Below are 18,771 nucleotides of genomic sequence, written 5' to 3'. Positions count from 1 at the left end.
ATGCATGCGATCCAAGTCAGCGAAACCGGCGGCCCCGAAGTCCTGCGCTACAACGACATCTCCCAGCCCGAGCCGGGGCCCGGCGAGCTGCTGATCCGCTCCGAAGCCATCGGCGTCAACTTCATCGACACCTACTTCCGCTCCGGGCAGTACCCGCGCCCGCTTCCGTTCGTACTGGGTTCCGAGGTGTGCGGGACGGTGGTGGCGCTAGGGCCGGACACCGCGGGCGACATCAATGTCGGCGACCGCGTGGTGAGCGCCTCGGCGAACGGTTCGTATGCCGAATCATGCACGGCGCCGGCATATTTGACGGCACGCGTGCCCGACGGCATCAGCTCGGAAGTGGCCGCCTCGGCTCTGCTCAAAGGGCTGACGGCGCAATATCTGGTCAAGGCTGTGTATCCGGTTCAAGGTGGAGACAGCGTGCTGGTGCACGCCGGCGCCGGGGGCGTCGGGCTGATCCTGACGCAATGGGCGACCCATTTGGGGGCGCGGGTGATCACGACGGTGTCGACGCCGGAGAAAGAGCGGCTCTCGCGGGAGGCGGGCGCCGCCGAAGTACTTCCCTACCCCACCGATGCCTACCAGTTCGGACAACAGATTCGCGGGCTCACCGACGGCGCCGGCGTGGCAGCGGTGTACGACGGCGTGGGCGCCACCACGTTCGACGCCAGCCTGGCCAGTCTGGCCGTGCGCGGGACTCTGGCCCTGTTCGGCGCGGCCAGCGGACCGGTTCCGCCGGTAGATCCGCAACAACTCAACTACGCCGGGTCGGTGTACCTCACCCGGCCCTCACTGGCCCACTTCATCCGTAGCGGCGAGGAGTTCAGCGGGCGGGCCGCAGAACTGTTCGACGTGATCGGCAGCGGGGCCGTCCGGGTCGAGGTCGGCGGAACCTATCCCCTGGCCGAAGCCGCGCGCGCCCACAACGACCTCGAAGGCCGCAGGACCACCGGCTCGATCGTGCTGATGCCCTGAACAATCAGGCTCTACGTGGTTGTGCCGCTTACGAAAATCGCTGACGCATTGCAAGAGGCCGCGCGAGGTCCTCGGACGCTCTACACTTCCCTCCTATCGATTGGGCAAAAGTGGGAGTTGTGATGTCGTTCATGACCGCAACGCCGAGCGTAATCGGTTCGGCTGCAACCGATCTTACGAATATCGGCGCGGCGCTCAGCTCCGCCAATGGAGCCGCGGCGATCCCGACGATGAGGGTGCTGGCGGCCGGCGCCGACGAAGTGTCAGCACCATTGCGGCGCAGTTCAGCGAATACGCCCATGCGTATCAGCAGCTCAGCGCCCAAGCCGCAGTGTTCCAGGACCAGTTTGCGCGGGCCTTGAGCGCAGGCGCCCATGCATACAGCAGCGCCGAAGCGGCCAGCGCTTCGCCGCTACAGATGGCGCTTGACGCAGTGAACGAAAGCACCGTCGGATTGTTGGGACGTCCGCTGATCGGCAACGGCGTCAACGGCGCTCCGGGATCGGGCGCTGACGGCGGGCCTGGCGGGATCTTGATCGGTAACGGTGGCGCCGGCGGATCGGGAGCACCGGGATTGCCCGGCGGCCGGGGCGGAGCTGCCGGTCTCCTCGGTACCGGAGGCGCAGGCGGCGCCGGCGGAGACTTGGCCGCCGGAGTGGGTGGTGCAGGTGGGGCCGGCGGTGCCGGCGGGTTGTTTGGAGCGGGCGGGCACGGTGGCAACGGTGGAGCGGGTCCGGCGGGTGGCGGGGCCGGGGGCGCCGGGGGCGCGGGAGGCCTGTTCGGTCCCGGCGGCGCCGGCGGCAACGGCGGGTCGGGCCAGGACCGGGGTGGGGTCGGCGGCAATGGCGGCAACGGCGGCCTGTTAGTCGGCGATGGCGGACACGGCGGGGTCGGCGGTTCCAGCGGGCCGTTCAGCACGGCGGGTGCGGGCGGGGCAGGAGGCGACGCTGGCCTGTTGGGATCCGGTGGCGCCGGCGGAGCCGGCGGACTCAGCAGCATCAGCGGCACCGGCGGAGCGGGCGGCGCCGGGGGCCGCGCAGGTTGGATAGGCGATGGCGGTGCCGGGGGCACCGCCGGGTTCGGTGACTCGGCCGGTGGGCACGGCGGGACCGGTGGAGCGGGAGGCATGCTTCTCGGTTCTGGCGGTGCCGGCGGCAGCGGCGGCCACAGCCCGGCCAGCGGCGGTGCCGGAGGAGCCGGCGGGAATGCCGGCATGCTGGCTGGCGACGGTGGAGCAGGCGGGTCCGGCGGAGCCGGCAGCAACGCCGGGTTACTTATCGGCGGTGGTGGAGCAGGCGGCGCCGGCGGACGCGCTGCCATGCTCTTCGGTCAGGGTGGGGGCGGCGGCACCGGCGGGTTCGGCGACCACAGCAACGGCGGGACCGGAGGAGCGGGGGGCAGCGCCGGCCTGATCTTCGGCACCGGCGGCGCCGGCGGTGCCGGTGGTGCGGCATCTCTGGGCACAGCCGCAAATGGCGGGTCCGGCGGGGCCGGCGGCAAGGGTGGACTCATCGGCAATGGCGGTGACGGCGGGGCCGGTGGGGGGACGTCAGCGACGGGGGCCGCTGCCACCGGCGGCAGCGGCGGTGCCGGCGGGGACGCCTGGCTGATCGGCGATGGCGGCAACGGCGGCAACGCCGGGACGGGTGTGGCCGTGGGCAGTATCGGTCGCGGTGGAGCCGGTGGACGGTTGGTAGGAAAGGATGGTTCGCCTGGCCTGGCGTAGCGCCGGGTGTCATCTCGCACCGCCCGCGTCCCTGCTCCACGCTGTGAAATAGCTCCGCCGCCTCGCCCGTGCCCCTGCCTCACTACTCGGGCGGTTCGGACTCCCATGTGACGGGAAGCATCGGCAGCGTCGGCCCGCCCCCGAACGGGTCGCCGGCCAGCGTGATCAGTCCAGCTGGCTGGGCAACCTCGCGCGACACCGTTCCGGTGAACCCCAGAGCGCCCACGCCGTGTGACGAATACGTCGATTGTGAATCCTCATCGCTTGCAAGATCGGCGAATTCATCGGCGTACGCCCGCTGCGGATCGCCCCGTTGCCGACGCTTGCGCGCCTTTCGGCGGGCCGCGGTGGCCGCGGCGACGGCAGCGCTGTCCGGTTCCGCGGCTTTCGCACGCACACTTGCGCTCGCGTTGCTGCGATGCACCGGTCCGAAACCGACTCCCGGGCCGCCGCCGATCGCATAAGGCAGGAAAGCGTGGCCGGCGGGCGCGGGCGGTGGCGAGGATGGCGACGCCGAGCTGATGGTGCTCACCGTGGACGCAGGGGCGGTGGGCGGCGCCGGCGCCACCGACCCGGCAAGGGTCGGGGAGACACCGGCCGGGACCGCGGTGGCCACGTCTGCGGCGGGCGCCAGCGCCGGCGCGACCACGGGCGCGGCGGCCGGTATGGCGGCCAGTGCCGCCAGCGCGGCCAGACCGGCGGCTGCGGCAGGCAGCGTGGCCAGCGTCGACCACAGCGGTGACGTGGCGAGGGCCGCAGCCAGCACGGGATGAGCCACCAGGTACACGATGATCTGTGCCGGAGTGATGCCGGCGAGGGACTGCAGGGCTGCCACCGGATTGGTCAGCAGAAGCTGGATCCAGTCCTGAAGCCCCTGGAAGTCCTGGACGAACAGGAAGAGCCGGGAAACCCAGTAACCCGGTTGACCCGGCACCGTGTAGGAGGCGTAAGGGATTCCATTGAGGGTGCCGGCGGCGGGATCCCAGTTGATCCCGATGAGCCGCAGCGCGAACTGGAATAGCTGCTGAGGGATCAGTTGGACTTGCTGTATCGGGTCCGACACCGCGGCAGCGGGTGAGTTGAGTATCTGCGGCGCCGGGCCCGTCGGCGCAGTCGCGGCAACCGACGCGCCGGACTCCGCCTGGTAGGTGGCCATGGTGGTGGCGGCCTGGACCCACATGCGGACGTAGTCCGCCTCGTTGAGCGCGATCGGAATGGTATTGACGCCGAAGAAGTTGGTGGTGACCAGCACGGCGTGTGCGGCATGGTTGCCCGCCAGCTCGAGCGGCGTCGGCATGGCCGCCAGTGCGGCGGTGTAGGCCGCCGCCACCTCTTCGTGCCGGGCAGCCGTCGCGGCACTCTTGGCGCTCACCGCGGTCAGCCACTGCAGGCATGGCAGGTGGGCGGCAACGTAGGGCTGGGCGCTCGGCCCCTGCCAGGCGCCGCCTTGGACCGCAGCCAGGACTGCGCCGAGCTCGTCGGCGGCAGAGGTGTATTCGGCACTCAACGCCGCCCACGCTTGGGCGGCGATCAGCAACGCCGCCGGGCCCGGACCGCTACTCAGCAACGCCGAATGCACCTCTGGAGGCGAAGCCATCCAGATGGGAGCAGTCATCGTCAGCCGATGCCGAGCGGATCCCCGGTAGCCGCACAGGAGGTGCACGGCCCTGTGGGAACGACGCAGTACGTCATACCGAACACTCCTCTCGGTTTCGGGTACAACAAGATCCGATATCGCGACGGGGAGTACCGCAAATGGGGACCGCGCGGAGTGCCGACTTGCGCTTGCCTAGGACTGGCTGGAAGTACGCGAAAGCTGTTGCGCACGAAAGCATTTGCTGGGGGTTGAAGCAGGGACGCCGCGGAGCAGAGGTTTGGATCGTGATGGTTCTGGATGGTTCGGCCGAGCCCCGAGCGTGCACCAAATGACGGCCCCACCGGCGTGTCGCTGTACCGCGACGCACGCTCGCGCTGGAGGTGGGCTGAACCTAGAACAGCGTGGGCAGCGCGATCGCCGAGTCCACGGCCAGCGCGCAGAACACCAGCGCCAGATAGTTGTTCGACTGCAAAAACAGCCGCAGCGGCTTCACCGGCTCACCCGCCCGCACTCCTGCATACAACTGGTGAGCCATCGCCAGGAACCACACCCCGGCCACCACGGCCACCGCGGCATAGAGCCAACCGGCCGCCAATGCCAGCACTAAAGTCGCCAGCACCGTCAGCCAGGTGTAGATCACGATCTGCTTGGTCACCTGACGCTCGGTCGCCACCGCCGGCAGCATCGGCACGCCGGCGACTTTGTAATCCTCCTTGTACCGCATCGCCAGTGCCCAGGTGTGCGGCGGAGTCCAGAAGAAGATGACCGCGAACATCGCCAGCGCCGGCCAGCCGATCGTCCCGGTGACGGCCGACCAGCCGATCATCACCGGCATGCACCCGGCCGCACCGCCCCACACCACGTTCTGCGCCGTGCGTCGCTTAAGCAGCAGCGTGTAGACGAACACATAGAACGCGATGGTGGCCACCGCCAACAGGCCCGACAGCAGGTTGGTGGTCCACCACAGCCAGCAGAACGACGTCACGCTCAACGCCAGGCCGAAGACCAGGGCGTTGCGCGTCGGCACCGCGGCCCGCGCCAGCGGACGCCGCGCGGTGCGCTTCATCACCTTGTCGATGTCGGCGTCGGCCACGCAGTTGAGCGTGTTGGCGCCCGCGGCGGCCATCATGCCGCCGACCAGCGTGTTGAGGATGAGCAGCGGATTCACCGAGCCACGGTGGGCCAGCAGCATCGCTGGGATCGCGGTGACGAGCAGCAGCTCGATCACCCGGGGTTTGGTCAACGCCAGGTATGCCAGGAGGGTGCCGGTGATCCGGCCTGAAGTCCGGCCCGGCGCCTCAATGTCTGGGCGGCCGCGAACGCTCACGCATTAACTCCTCGGGAAAAATCGCAGCCGCGCGCAGCTTCTACTACGCATGATGGTAGACCGCGCCAAGACGGCCACAGCCCTGCAGGGTCGATCTACCCGAAATTTTCGACCTATTCGCCCGCCGCGGCGTTGGTGGCGACCACCAACCCACGACACGCTATTTTCACACAGGCTGCCGCGGGTACCCGCAATCTGGGCCTGCATGCGCCAGCAATCCCGCACTAGGGTGGGATTGATCAGTTTGATGACCCCAGGACTGAGGACTGAATGACCACACTTGAAGAGATCTCCGAGCTCACCCGACCGCACCACCCCGACGACTGGACCGAGATCGATTCGGCTGCGGTCGACACGGTGCGGGTGCTGGCCGCCGATGCCGTTCAGAAAGTCGGCAACGGTCACCCCGGGACCGCGATGAGCCTGGCTCCGCTGGCGTACACGCTGTTTCAGCGCGCGATGCGCCATGATCCCAGTGATGTCCACTGGCTGGGCCGCGACCGGTTCGTCTTATCGGCCGGTCACAGCAGCCTGACCCTCTATCTCCAGCTCTACCTGGGTGGCTTCGGCCTCGAACTCTCTGACATTGAGGCACTGCGCACCTGGAAGTCCAAGACTCCCGGACATCCGGAGTTCCGGCACACCGAAGGCGTCGAGATCACCACCGGCCCCCTCGGTCAGGGATTGGCATCGGCCGTCGGGATGGCAATGGCGGCGCGCTACGAACGCGGCCTGTTCGACCCGGACGCCGAACCCGGCACCAGCCCGTTCGACCACTACATCTATGTGATCGCCTCCGACGGGGACATCGAAGAAGGCGTGACGTCCGAGGCGTCGTCGCTGGCCGGGGTGCAGCAGTTGGGCAACCTGATCGTGTTCTACGACCGCAACCAGATCTCCATCGAGGACGACACGAACATCGCCCTGTGTGAAGACACCGCCGCGCGCTACCGCGCGTACGGCTGGCACGTCCAGGAAGTGGAGGGTGGCGAGAACGTCGTCGGCATCGAGGAGGCGATCGCCAACGCGAAGGCCGAAACCGGCCGACCGTCGTTCATCTCGTTGCGCACCATCATCGGTTTCCCTGCCCCCAACCTGATGAACACCGGCAAGGCCCATGGCGCCGCGCTCGGCGACGACGAGGTGGCAGCCACCAAGAAGATCCTCGGCTTCGACCCCGACAAGACGTTCGAGGTGCGCGACGAGGTCATCGCGCACACCCGCAAGCTGGTGGACCGGGGCAAGGAAGCGCACGAGAAGTGGCAGGCCGACTTCGACGCGTGGGCGCAGCGTGAACCCGAGCGCAAGGCGCTGCTGGACCGCCTGACCGCCGAGGAACTGCCCGAGGGCTGGGACGCCGACCTCCCACACTGGGAAGCCGGCGACGACGCCGTCGCCACCCGCAAAGCGTCCAATGAAGTGCTCGATGCGGTGGGCCCGAAATTGCCGGAACTGTGGGGCGGTTCGGCCGACCTGGCCGGCAGCAACAACACGACCATCAAGGGCGCCGAGTCGTTCGGTCCACCGTCGATCTCAACGAAGGACTACACCGCGTCCTGGTACGGCCGGACGCTGCACTTCGGCGTCCGCGAGCACGCGATGGGCGCCATCTTGTCCGGGATCGTGCTGCACGGCCCCACCCGGGCCTACGGCGGCACGTTCCTGCAGTTCTCCGACTACATGCGTCCGGCAGTGCGGCTGGCATCGTTGATGGATATCGACACCATCTACGTCTGGACCCACGACTCGGTAGGCCTGGGCGAGGACGGCCCGACGCACCAGCCGATCGAGCATCTCTCGGCGCTGCGGGCCATTCCGAATCTGTCGGTGGTACGCCCGGCCGACGCGAACGAGACGGCGTATGCCTGGCGCACGGTCCTGGCCCGGGGCAACGGCAGCGGTCCGGTCGGCCTGATCCTCACTCGTCAGAACGTGCCGGTACTAGAAGGCACGAATTTGGACGGCGTGGCGCGCGGCGGCTACGTGCTCGGCGGCCCCGAGGGCGACGACGACCCCGACGTGGTGCTGATCGGCACCGGCTCCGAGGTGCAGCTCGCCGTCGAGGCCCAGAAGTTGTTGGCCGAGCGCGACATTCTCGCGCGGGTCGTGTCGATGCCGTGTGTGGAGTGGTTCGAGTCGCAACCCTCCGAGTACCGCGACAGCGTGCTGCCTCCGTCGGTCTCGGCGCGGGTGGCTGTGGAGGCCGGTGTCGCGCAGTCGTGGCACAAGCTGGTCGGCGATACCGGCAAGATCGTGTCGATCGAGCATTTCGGGGAATCCGCCGATTACAAGACGCTGTTCCGCGAGTACGGCTTCACCGCCGAAGCCGTCGCTGCCGCTGCGGAAGAAGCACTGGATAACTGAGAAAAGGTGATCAGATGACCCAGAACCCAAACCTCGCCGCGCTCAGCGCTGCGGGGGTATCCGTGTGGCTCGACGACTTGTCCCGGGACCGGATCAAATCGGGCAACCTGCAGGAAGTGATCGATACCAAGTGCGTCGTAGGGGTGACCACCAACCCGTCGATCTTCCAGAAGGCGCTGGCCGACAGCGACACCTACGACGACCAGATCGCCGAGCTGGCCGAGCGCGGCGCTGACGTCGACGCCACCATCCGCACCGTCACCACCGACGACGTCCGCAACGCGTGCGACGTGCTGCGGCCGCAGTGGGAATCGTCTGACGGAGTCGACGGCCGGGTCTCGATCGAGGTCGACCCTCGCGTGGCCCACGACACCGACAAGACCACCCAGCAGGCCGTGGAACTGTGGAAGATCGTCGACCGGCCGAACCTGCTGATCAAAATCCCGGCCACCGAAGAGGGCATTCCCGCCATCGCCACCACCCTGGCCGAAGGCATCTCGGTCAACGTCACGCTGATCTTCTCGGTGGAGCGCTACCGCGCCGTGATGGACGCTTACCTCGACGGGCTCGAGAAGGCGAAGCAGGCCGGCCACGACTTGTCCAAGATCCATTCGGTGGCATCGTTTTTCGTCTCCCGGGTGGACACCGAGATTGACAAGCGTCTGGACGAGATCGGCTCCGACGACGCGCGGGCGCTGCTCGGCCAGGCGGCGGTCGCCAACGCCCGGCTGGCCTACGCGGCCTACCAGGAAGTCTTCGAGGGCGGCGAGCGATTCCAGGCGCTGCAGGCCGACGGAGCCCGGGTGCAGCGCCCGCTGTGGGCGTCCACCGGCGTCAAGAACCCGGACTACTCCGACACGCTCTACGTCACCGAGCTGGTGGCTCCCAACACGGTGAACACCATGCCGGAGGCGACAATTGACGCCGTCGCCGATCACGGCACGATCCACGGCGACACGATCACCGGCACCGCGTCGGAGGCCCAAGCGGTGTTCGACAAGCTGGACGCGATCGGCATCGATCTGACCGATGTATTCCTGGCACTGGAGAACGAAGGAGTCGAGAAGTTCGAGGCATCCTGGAGCGAGTTGATCGAGGAGACTCAGGCGCAACTCGACTCCGCCGACAAATGAGTCGCGCCGGCGACGACGATGCAGAACGCGGCGATAGGCAGGAGCGGCGTTCATGACCCCAGCCGCTGAAGCGCAGTGGCACAACCCACTGCGCGACAAGCGGGACAAGCGGCTACCCCGAATCGCCGGCCCCTGCGGCATGGTGATTTTCGGGGTCACCGGTGACCTGGCCCGCAAGAAAGTGATGCCGGCCATCTATGACCTGGCCAACCGCGGACTGCTGCCTCCGACGTTCTCGTTGGTGGGTTTCGCGCGCCGGGACTGGGACACCGAGGATTTCGGCCAGGTGGTACACGACGCCGTCAAGGAACACTGCCGGACTCCGTTCCGGCAGGAGAACTGGGACCGGCTGGCCGAGGGCTTCCGTTTCGTCCCAGGCGCTTTCGATGACGACGACGCGTTCAACCGGCTCGCCGAAACGCTGGAGAAGCTGGACGCCGAGCGCGGCACCGGTGGAAACCACGCGTTCTATCTGGCGATCCCGCCCAAGTCGTTCCCCGTGGTCTGCGAACAGCTGGAAAAGTCGGGACTGGCGCGGCCGCAGGGCAATCGGTGGAGCCGAGTCGTCATCGAAAAGCCGTTCGGCCACGATCTGAAGAGCGCGCAGGATCTCAACCGGACCGTCAACTCCGTCTTCCCGGAGGAGTCGGTGTTTCGCATCGACCACTATCTGGGCAAGGAGACGGTGCAGAACATCCTGGCGCTGCGCTTCGCCAACCAGTTGTTCGACCCGATCTGGAATGCCCACTACGTCGACCACGTACAGATCACCATGGCCGAAGACATCGGACTCGGCGGGCGAGCCGGATACTACGACGGCATCGGCGCAGCGCGTGACGTAATCCAAAACCACCTCATGCAACTACTCGCGCTCACCGCGATGGAGGAGCCGGTCAGCTTCACTCCGAAGTCGTTGCAGACGGAGAAGATCAAGGTCCTCTCGGCGACGCAGCTCGCGCAGCCGCTCGACGAGACCACCAGCCGGGGCCAGTACACCGCCGGTTGGCAGGGCGGCGACAAGGTGGTGGGACTGCTCGACGAAGAGGGCTTCGCCAAGGACTCGGTAACCGAGACGTTCGCCGCGATCACCCTCGAGGTCGACACGCGGCGCTGGGCCGGCGTGCCGTTCTATCTGCGGACCGGAAAGCGGTTGGGCCGCAGGGTTACCGAGATCGCGCTTGTCTTCAAGCGGGCACCGCATCTGCCGTTCGACGCAACCATGACCGACGAGCTCGGCACCAATGCCATGGTCATCCGGGTGCAGCCCGACGAGGGCATCACCTTGCGGTTCGGTTCGAAAGTGCCTGGCACCGCGATGGAAGTCCGCGACGTCAACATGGACTTCTCCTACGGCTCGGCGTTCGCCGAGGAGTCACCGGAAGCCTACGAGCGGCTGATCCTGGACGTGCTGCTGGGTGAACCGTCGCTGTTTCCGGTGAACGACGAAGTCGAATTGGCTTGGGAGATATTGGATCCGGCCTTAAATAATTGGGCGTCGCACGGCAAACCGGATCCGTACGAGGCGGGCACGTGGGGGCCGGAATCGGCGTTCGAGATGCTGCGCCGCAGCGGCCGGGAATGGCGGCGCCCATGAGTCCCGCCAACGACCAAGCAGTGAGGGCGTAGTGTTTCGCGCCGGCGACGAAGCGGTGGGGCACGCACCCCACCAAGGGGAGGGCCCGCCCGCTCGCGGGGCAGCAGTGAGGAGGAGCGGCGTACGTGATCGTCGAACTGCCTGACACCACGACCACTGCGGTCAACAAGAAGCTCGACGAAATGCGCGAGATGGCAGGCGTCGTCACCATGGGCCGGGTGCTGACGCTGATCATCGCGCCGGACAGCGAAGCCGTGGTGGAGGATTCCATCCAGGCGGCCAACGACGCCAGCCACGAGCATCCCAGCCGCATCATCGTGACGATGCGCGGCAACGCCTATGCCGACGAACCCCGTCTGGACGCGCAGATCCGCGTGGGCGGTGACGCGGGCGCCGGGGAGGTGGTGGTGCTCCGTCTTTCCGGTCCCCTGTCCGGACACGCCGCCAGCGTCGTCATCCCCTTCCTGCTGCCCGACATCCCGGTGGTGGCCTGGTGGCCCGACAATGCTCCGGCGGTGCCCGCCCAGGATCCGTTGGGCAAGTTGGCAATTCGGCGCATCACCGATGCCACCAATGCCGTCGACCCGTTGGCCGCGATCAAGAGCCGGTTGCCCGGCTACACGGCCGGCGACACCGACCTCGCCTGGAGCCGCATCACCTACTGGCGGGCGTTGCTGACCTCGGCCGTCGACCTGCCACCGCACGAGCCGATCGAATCGGCTCGCATCAGCGGCCTGGAGACAGAACCCGCATTGGACATCCTGGCGGGCTGGCTGGCCAGCCGGATCGACGGCCCGGTCCGGCGAGAGGTCGGCGAGCTCACGGTGGAGCTGGTACGCAAGAGCGAGACCATCGTGCTCAGCCGGCCGCAGGACGGAACCACGGCAAAACTGAGCCGAACGGCCAAGCCAGAAGCACTGGTTCCGTTGGCACGCAGGGTAACCGGTGAATGCCTGGCCGAGGACCTGCGTCGACTGGATGCCGACGAGATTTACCACGCCGCGCTCGAGGGCATCAAGAAAGTGCAGTACCAATGAACATCGATATCGAGGTATTTCCCACCACAGAGGGTCTCGCACGCGCCGCGGCCCAGCGACTGGTGGAAACCATTGCGGCCGCAGCGGCGGCGCGGGGACAAGCGCTGATCGCGTTGACCGGCGGCGGTAACGGCGTCGCACTGCTGCGCGAACTGGCGTCACACCCGGTCGACTGGTCTGCGGTGCACCTGTTCTGGGGCGACGAACGCTACGTCCCGGAAGACGACGGGGAACGCAACGAGAAGCAGACCCGCGAGGCGCTGCTCGATCGCATCGACATTCCCGCCAGCCAGGTGCACCCGATGGCGGCCAGCGACGGCGATTTCGGCACCGATCTCGAGGCCGCGGCCCTGGCGTACGAGCAGATCCTGGCGGCCTATGCCGCGCCCGGTGAGCCGGCGCCGAGTTTCGACGTCCATCTGCTGGGCATGGGACCCGAAGGGCACATCAACTCGCTGTTCCCGCACACCCCCGCGGTGCGCGAGACCGGCCGCATGGTGGTCGCGGTGGCGGACTCCCCCAAGCCACCGCCGCAGCGAATCACGTTGACATTGCCGGCCGTTCAGCGTTCCCGCGAGGTGTGGCTGCTGGTGTCGGGCGAGGGCAAGGCCGACGCGGTGGCGGCGGCCATCGGTGGTGCCGATCCGGTGTCGTTGCCCGCCGCCGGAGCGGTCGGGCGCGAGATCACCCGGTGGCTGCTCGATGAGGGCGCCGCGGGCAAACTGTCCCGTTGAGGTCGCGCAGACTCTGAGAGGTCTGTATCCGCCGGTGTCGAGCGGGTAATAATGACCTTCATGGCAGACAGAAGCGGCGACCGCCCCACCCCGGCTCGGCAAAGAATGAAGACGCTCACCCAGGCGGCATTGAATGCCGACAAGACGGTAGAGCAGGTGGAGGACGTCCTGGACGGGCTCGGCGCTTCCCTGGTTGAGCTGAACAGGTCGCTGTCGGCGCTCAACAGCACCGTCACACGTCTGGAGACCGGCCTGGACCATCTGGATGGAACCCTGTCCAGCCTCGACGATCTCGCCAAGCGCCTGCTCGCGGTGCTGCAACCGGTGGAGGCCATCCTGGAACGGATGGACAACATCGTGAGCTGGGGCGAGACGATGATGATGCCGATCAATGCCACCGAACACGTGATGCGCGGGGTGATGGACAGACTCCGAAACCGGGGCGTGCGCTGACTCCGTGACGCGCGCCAACCCCATTCCCGCCCCGCCGTACGCGGAAGCAACCGGCCTGCCGTGGGATGAGGCCGTCGAAGACGCGGTCGCTGCCATCGCTGCTGCCCGCGATCGCTGCGGCGACACGTTCGCCCTGAAAAGTGGCGGGGACCGGTATCTGTTCACCTTCTCCCCCGCCGGTGTCGAGTCGTTCTACGCCCTGCCGGAAGAGCAGGCCAGCAAGGGGGTTGCCGACTTCCTGATGTTGCGGCGCAAACTGCCCGACGAGATCTTCGCCGGGCGTCGCACCTTGCCCGGCAACCTGTTTCGTCGCGACGACGTCGCCGGCTACCTGACGAATCTGGACCGGGCGTTGCGGCAGACTGCCACGGAACTGGGTTCGTCCGGTTCGGTGGATGTCTTCGACCTCACCCGCCGGCTCGGCCACCGGATGGGGCTGGCCTCGTGGGCCGGGCCAGGTTGCTCCGACGGTGCCGCCTTCGAGCGTCTGGTCGAGGCCTTCGACACCTTGGACGGCTCGGACGCGTTCGTCCATCCCGACCGGATGGCTGCGGTGGCCGCCTCGGACAAGCGCGCCGAGCGGGCCGCGCTGGACCAGATCAGCGAGATCGTGGCGGCCGCGGCGCAACGCTACGCGCACGGCGAGGTCGATACCCACAGTCTGTTCGGCCGGATCGTCGACGCGTGGTCGGATGAATCCACCGAGACCCGCATGCGCGGCATCGCCCACGACGTCGCTCTGATCCACATCGCGTCCATGTCGAACCTGGCGGCCGCGCTAGGCTGGGCGCTGGTCGACCTGATCGAACGCCCGGCACACCAGGAGCGGATCCGCAATGACGACAACGAATTCGCTCAGCGTTGCGCGCTGGAGTCCACCCGCCTGGCACAGCGCTCGATCATGAGTCGAACAGTGTTGTCACCGGTGGACCTCGACACCGGCGAGGTCACCTACCGGGTGCCGCCGGGCTGGACTATCGCCACGCTGTTGCCGTTGCTCAATGCCTCGGCAGGACCTGGGCTTTCCGAGTGGGATCCGGACCGATGGACCCGGCACCGGTTGACCGAGCCCACCGGTCTGCCGTCGCCGATGCTGGTGACGGCTTTCGGTCACGGCCGCCATTCGTGTCCGGCGCAACCCTTCTCGCTGGCCGCTATGACAGCAGCCATGACGCAGTTGTTGCGCGGTTACGAACTGAACCCCGGCTGGGACACGCATCCGCGGCCCGTTCCAGCGCAGATCGGTGGAGTGGCGCGGGCCGAGGGACGCTGCCCGGTCGACTACGTGGCCGTTCGCTAAGCCGTGTCCACCGTCGTCGCCTTTCACGCCCACCCGGACGACGAAGTCATCCTGACCGGAGGCACGCTGGCCAAAGCGGCGGCGGCCGGTCATCGGGTGATAGTCGTCACGGCCACCGACGGACGGATGGACAGCGGCGACGACCGCACCCGGCTGGACGAATTGCTCACGAGCACAGGCATACTCGGTGCCCACCGAACCGAGTGCCTGGGCTACGCCGACAGCGGATACGGTCCCGACTTCTATCCGGACCCGCCGGGCCGGGTGCGTTTCGGCCGTGCGGACGTCGAGGAGGCCGCGCAGCGCCTCGCCGCGATACTTCGGTCCGAGGACGCACAGTTGCTGCTCAGCTACCAGGCCAACGGCGGGTACGGACACCGCGACCATGTGCAGGTACATCATGTCGGCAAACGGGCCGCCGAATTGGCCGGCACGCCAAGAGTTCTCGAAGCGACCATGCCCCGCGAACTGCTGCGCCGGATCAGCGACCTGTGCACTCTGCTGCGCCTTCCCTCGCCTTACGACCCGGATGTGCTCGGCGACGCCTACGCGCCGGCGGCCAGCATCACGCATCGCGTCGACGTCCGCACGTTTGTAGGGCAGAAGCGGGATGCGGTCGCCGCCCATCGCTCACAGCTGGGCACCGGCTTTGCGGCTCGTGTCTACGGGGCGCTGTTGCGAGTGCCGTCCCCTATCTTGGGCGCCATTTTCCGGCACGAATGGTTTGTCGATCCCGCGGCCACGCCCGGACCGTTGCGCGACAACATCTTCGACAACGGCAACTCCGGCGGGCCGGCGCCTTCACATCTTGGTTGACCGGGCCAGGACAAAGCTGTACAGGCCGTAGGTGATGATCCCCGCGCCGGCGGCGATCAGCAGCACTACTCCAAAGGGCTGGGCGCCCAGGGTCTTGAGAGCCCCGTCGAGTCCGGTGGCCCTATTCGGCTCCGATCGCGAGGCGGCGACCACCACCAACACACCCGCGGTGGCGATGACCAGCCCTTTACCGACGTAACCCGCGATCCCGATGCGGCGTACCAGCGTGCCGGCGTCGCCGTTGAGATCGTCGACGAACTTGCGGCCGGCTCCCTTGTAGACGTGGTATCCGCCCACCGCGACGACACCCACTCCGGCGGCAATGAGCGCGAGGGTGCCGGCGGTGCTCTGCAGCAGGCGGGCGCTCATGGTCGAACTCTGCTCACCCGAGGATTCCCCGGCACCATGAGCGAATCCGAAGGCTGAGTACGCGAATCCCAGGTAGACCATGGCCACGCCGAAGGTCTTGGCCCGCTGCATGCCGCCCGGTTCGTCCTGCGAGTCGCGCTCACAGGCCCGGCCGAGCACCGTTTCGGTGAGCCTCCACAGCCCGAGTGTCAGCAGCGCGGCAGCGGCGAGCCAGAGAGCGAACTTACCGCCGGGACGCGCCGCCAAAGCCGCCAGGGCACCCGACTGGTCAGCGGTGCCACCGTCGCCGAGCGCAACGCGTATGGCGAGGTACCCGATCAGCAGATGCAAGACCCCGCTCACCACGAACCCGGCGCGTGCGAGCTTCTCGAAGACGCCGTTCTGGGCCACCCGTGCCGCGGTGGCCGGACGAGTGTTGTCGGTCATCGGACTCCCTTCGCCTGAAGGGGTTGCCCGTTATCCGCTGTTGCGTAACGCGCTGGCGAGTCCGTTCATCGTCAACAGGATCCCGCGCTGCATCAGCTCGTCGTCCTCACCCGAGCGGTACCGGCGCAGCAGCTCCACCTGCAGGTGGTTCAACGGCTCCAGGTAGGGGAAGCGGTTGAACACCGAGCGCGCCAGTGCCGGGTTGTCCGCCAGCAGGTCCTCCTCGCCGGTGATGCGCTTGTACATCGCGATGGTGCGGTGGTGTTCGTCGACGATCTTGTCAAAGACCCTGCTGCGCAAGGCTTCGTCGTCGACCAGCTCGGCATAGCGGGCCGCCAGCCCCAGATCGCTCTTGGCCAGCACCTGCGCCATGTTGGACAACACACTGCGGAAGAACGGCCAGCGCTGGTAGAGCTCGTGTAGCACCCCGAGCCGGTCCTCTTCACTCTCCGGGCCCGCGGCGATCCACTGCTCGAATGCCGAACCGGTGCCGTACCAGCCCGGCAGCATCACCCGCGATTGACTCCACGCCAGCACCCACGGGATGGCCCGCAGATCCGAAATCGACGAAGTGGGCTTACGGGAGGTGGGACGGCTGCCGATGTTGAGCGACCCGATCTCGCTGACCGGCGTCGATGCCATGAAGTACTCGACGAAACCCGGTGTCTCATGAACCAATTCGGCGTAGGCGCGCTGCGCGAGGGTGGCGATCTCGTCGAGCACGGCGTAGGCCGGCTCGGCCGCGTCACCGAGACCCTCGACGTCGAGCAGCGTCGACTCCAGCGTCGCGGCCAACAGGCTTTCCAGGTTGCGTCGAGCGGTCTGCGGTTCGGCGTACTTGGCGGCGATCACCTCGCCCTGCTCGGTGAGGCGCAGCGATCCATTCACCGCCCCCGGCGGCTGAGCGAGGATGGCCTGGTAGCTGGGGCCACCGCCGCGGCCCACCGTGCCGCCGCGACCGTGGAACAGCCGCAACCGGATTCCGCCGTTGCGCGCGGCCTCGACCAGAGCCAGCTCGGCGCGATAGACCGCCCAGTTGGCGGCCATATAGCCGCCGTCCTTATTCGAATCGGAGTACCCCAGCATCACTTCCTGCATGTCACCGCGGGCGGCCACCATAGCGCGGTAGAGCGGAAGGTCCAGCATCGCCTGCAGGATCGCCGCACCGTTGTGCAGGTCATCGATCGTCTCGAACAGCGGCGAAATCCCGACCGGACAGTAGGGTTCCTCTCCCGAGGCGTCCAGCAGCCCGGCCTCTTTCATCAGGATCGCCGCTTCGAGCACGTCCGACACCGAGCGGCACATCGAAATCACGTAGTTGGGAACCGCCGCGGGACCATAGGTTTGGACGGCGTAGGTGGCGGCGCCGATGATGTCGAGCTCTTTGCGCGCCAGCTCGGACAGCTTTGCCCGGGTGCTCACCAGGGGGCGGCGGGTGCTGAGCTCGGTCACCAGCAGCTCGACGCGTTCGTCTTCGGGCAGCGATGCGTAGTCGGGATGCACCCCGGACCACGCCAGCAATTCGGCTACCACCTCCTCGTGCACGTCGGAGTTCTGCCGAAGATCCAACGCGGACAGGTGAAAACCGAAGACGTGCACTCCTTCTCGCAGTAGCGCCAGTCGGTCGTCGGCCAGCACCGCGCTGCCGTGGGTGCGCAGCGAGGCGTCGATCGTGTCGAGGTCGGCGCACAGCTCACCGGGCGTGGTGTACGCCGGCAGGCCCAGGTCCAGCAGGTGCTGTGGTTGCTCGTCGAGGATCTGCCCGGCGGTCGCGCTCAGCCGGGATCGGATTACCCGCAACGCCCGCCGGTAGGGCTCGTCGTCGCGGGCCTTGTCCTGGCACCCTTCGGCCAGTTCGGCGAGCTGCGGGGTCACCCTGAGCAGCCGCGACGACATCGACAGCTCTTGCTCGAGCTGGTCGAGTTCGGCGAGGTAGTGCGCCAGCGCGGTGTAGGCGGCGCTGCCGGTGGCCAGCCGCACCACGTCGGCGGTGACGTTCGGATTGCCGTCGCGGTCGCCGCCGATCCAGGAACCCGGCTGCAACATCGGCCCGGCCAACAGGTCCGCGTCGGGCCAGCGGGCGCGCAGCGCCTCCCGCACTTCGGCGTTGACCTTGGGCAGCACCTCGAAGAACGAGGCGGGGTAATAGCGTAGGCCCGCGGCGATCTCGTCGGAGATCTGCAGGCGGGAGAGCCGGATGATCGCGGTCTGCCACAGCGTGAGAATCTGGCGGCGCAGTTCGGTTTCGATGCTGCGGCCGCTGTCGGTCTGGGTGTGTCCCTCCGCATGCAGACGCATCAGCTCGGTGATCCGGTGCTGGGTGACGAAGACGGTGCGTCGCCTGGTCTCGGTGGGGTGGGCAGTGATCACTGGAGCGACCAGCGCCCCCTCGAGCGCTTTGGCAACGGTCGCCGAATCGAGTTCTGCGCGGTCGAGTTTCGCGTAGGTGGCGGCCAGACTGCTGTCCTGGGGTGGCTCGCCGGCGGCGACGTGGATGCCACGGCGACGCTCGCGGTGGATGTCCTCGGCGACGTTGGCCAGCAACGCAAAGTGGGTGAATGCCCGGATCACCGGAATGGCGTGGTGGATGTCGATGCCGTCGAACATGCGGGACACCTCGTTGCGGTCGATCTCCGAGCGCCGCACCCGGAACGATTCCACCCGCGCACGTTCGACAATGTCGAAGACCTCTTCGCCGTTCTGGTCACGCACGGTGTCACCGAGGATGGCGCCCAGCATCCGGATGTCGGCGCGCATCGGCTCGGTCGCTTCGCGCCCCAACTTGGTGCGATGGACATCGCCGATCGGCTCCAGGGCGGTTTCGGTCACGTCAACCATGTGTCCAAGTATCGGTGCCGATCCCCGAGTCGGCCATCCGGGCACCATTGCTGCCGCGCCGGTGAGTTTGAGCGCCTTG

13 protein-coding genes and 1 pseudogene are annotated in these 18,771 nt (G+C 67.6%); 10 read left to right on the top strand and 4 right to left on the bottom strand.

What is annotated here, in order from left to right; genetic code table 11:
* Complete coding sequence (locus JX552_RS12890; protein WP_205877766.1) at positions 1 to 978, top strand: quinone oxidoreductase family protein; 978 nt, start codon at positions 1 to 3, stop codon at positions 976 to 978.
* A gap of 122 nt (positions 979 to 1,100) precedes the next feature.
* Positions 1,101 to 2,605, top strand: a pseudogene (locus JX552_RS12885) (PE family protein); the annotation flags it as partial.
* Between the two features lie 181 nt (positions 2,606 to 2,786).
* Here JX552_RS12885 and JX552_RS12880 read toward each other — a convergent pair.
* The gene (locus tag JX552_RS12880; RefSeq protein ID WP_205877765.1) at positions 2,787 to 4,319 is read right to left on the bottom strand and encodes a PPE family protein; all 1,533 of its coding nucleotides are present in this window, start codon (positions 4,317 to 4,319) and stop codon (positions 2,787 to 2,789) included.
* A gap of 373 nt (positions 4,320 to 4,692) precedes the next feature.
* Positions 4,693 to 5,628, bottom strand: a complete 936-nt coding sequence (locus JX552_RS12875; RefSeq protein ID WP_205877764.1) for a heme o synthase — start codon at positions 5,626 to 5,628, stop codon at positions 4,693 to 4,695.
* A 270-nt stretch (positions 5,629 to 5,898) separates the two neighbouring features.
* On the opposite strand from JX552_RS12875, the gene tkt reads away from it, so the two are divergent.
* The 8 genes from tkt (at position 5,899) to JX552_RS12835 (ending at position 15,059) form a co-directional block, all read left to right on the top strand.
* Complete coding sequence (tkt, locus tag JX552_RS12870) at positions 5,899 to 7,992, top strand: transketolase (protein ID WP_205877763.1); 2,094 nt, start codon at positions 5,899 to 5,901, stop codon at positions 7,990 to 7,992.
* A gap of 14 nt (positions 7,993 to 8,006) precedes the next feature.
* Entirely contained in the window at positions 8,007 to 9,125 is a 1,119-nt protein-coding gene (gene tal, locus JX552_RS12865) for a transaldolase (RefSeq protein ID WP_205877762.1), read from the top strand.
* A 52-nt stretch (positions 9,126 to 9,177) separates the two neighbouring features.
* Complete coding sequence (gene zwf, locus JX552_RS12860) at positions 9,178 to 10,719, top strand: glucose-6-phosphate dehydrogenase (RefSeq protein WP_205877761.1); 1,542 nt, start codon at positions 9,178 to 9,180, stop codon at positions 10,717 to 10,719.
* A 125-nt stretch (positions 10,720 to 10,844) separates the two neighbouring features.
* The gene (gene opcA / locus JX552_RS12855; RefSeq protein WP_205877760.1) at positions 10,845 to 11,756 is read left to right on the top strand and encodes a glucose-6-phosphate dehydrogenase assembly protein OpcA; all 912 of its coding nucleotides are present in this window, start codon (positions 10,845 to 10,847) and stop codon (positions 11,754 to 11,756) included.
* Complete coding sequence (gene pgl, locus JX552_RS12850) at positions 11,753 to 12,490, top strand: 6-phosphogluconolactonase (RefSeq protein WP_205877759.1); 738 nt, start codon at positions 11,753 to 11,755, stop codon at positions 12,488 to 12,490. Before opcA ends, pgl begins: the two co-directional genes overlap by 4 nt.
* A 51-nt stretch (positions 12,491 to 12,541) precedes the next feature.
* A complete protein-coding gene (locus JX552_RS12845; protein ID WP_205877758.1) occupies positions 12,542 to 12,943 on the top strand; it encodes an ATPase in 402 nt (133 codons plus the stop codon).
* Between the two features lie 4 nt (positions 12,944 to 12,947).
* Positions 12,948 to 14,243, top strand: a complete 1,296-nt coding sequence (locus tag JX552_RS12840; protein WP_205877757.1) for a cytochrome P450 — start codon at positions 12,948 to 12,950, stop codon at positions 14,241 to 14,243.
* Positions 14,244 to 14,246: 3 nt separating this feature from the next.
* Entirely contained in the window at positions 14,247 to 15,059 is an 813-nt protein-coding gene (locus tag JX552_RS12835) for a PIG-L deacetylase family protein (protein ID WP_205877756.1), read from the top strand.
* On the opposite strand, the gene JX552_RS12830 is transcribed toward JX552_RS12835, so the two are convergent.
* Positions 15,045 to 15,854 carry a DUF1206 domain-containing protein gene (locus JX552_RS12830; protein WP_205877755.1) on the bottom strand — a complete coding sequence of 270 codons (810 nt, stop codon included), beginning with the start codon at positions 15,852 to 15,854 and terminating at the stop codon, positions 15,045 to 15,047. The genes JX552_RS12835 and JX552_RS12830 overlap by 15 nt on opposite strands.
* A 30-nt stretch (positions 15,855 to 15,884) precedes the next feature.
* Positions 15,885 to 18,692, bottom strand: coding sequence for a phosphoenolpyruvate carboxylase (gene ppc / locus JX552_RS12825; protein ID WP_205877754.1), 2,808 nt, complete (start codon positions 18,690 to 18,692; stop codon positions 15,885 to 15,887).
* Between the last annotated feature and the right edge of the window lie 79 nt (positions 18,693 to 18,771).

Origin of the sequence: Mycobacterium gordonae (assembly GCF_017086405.1) — a bacterium.
GTDB lineage: Bacteria > Actinomycetota > Actinomycetes > Mycobacteriales > Mycobacteriaceae > Mycobacterium > Mycobacterium gordonae_D.
Note: the sequence above shows the minus strand (reverse complement) of the source record. Positions and strands in the feature narration are given on the sequence as shown.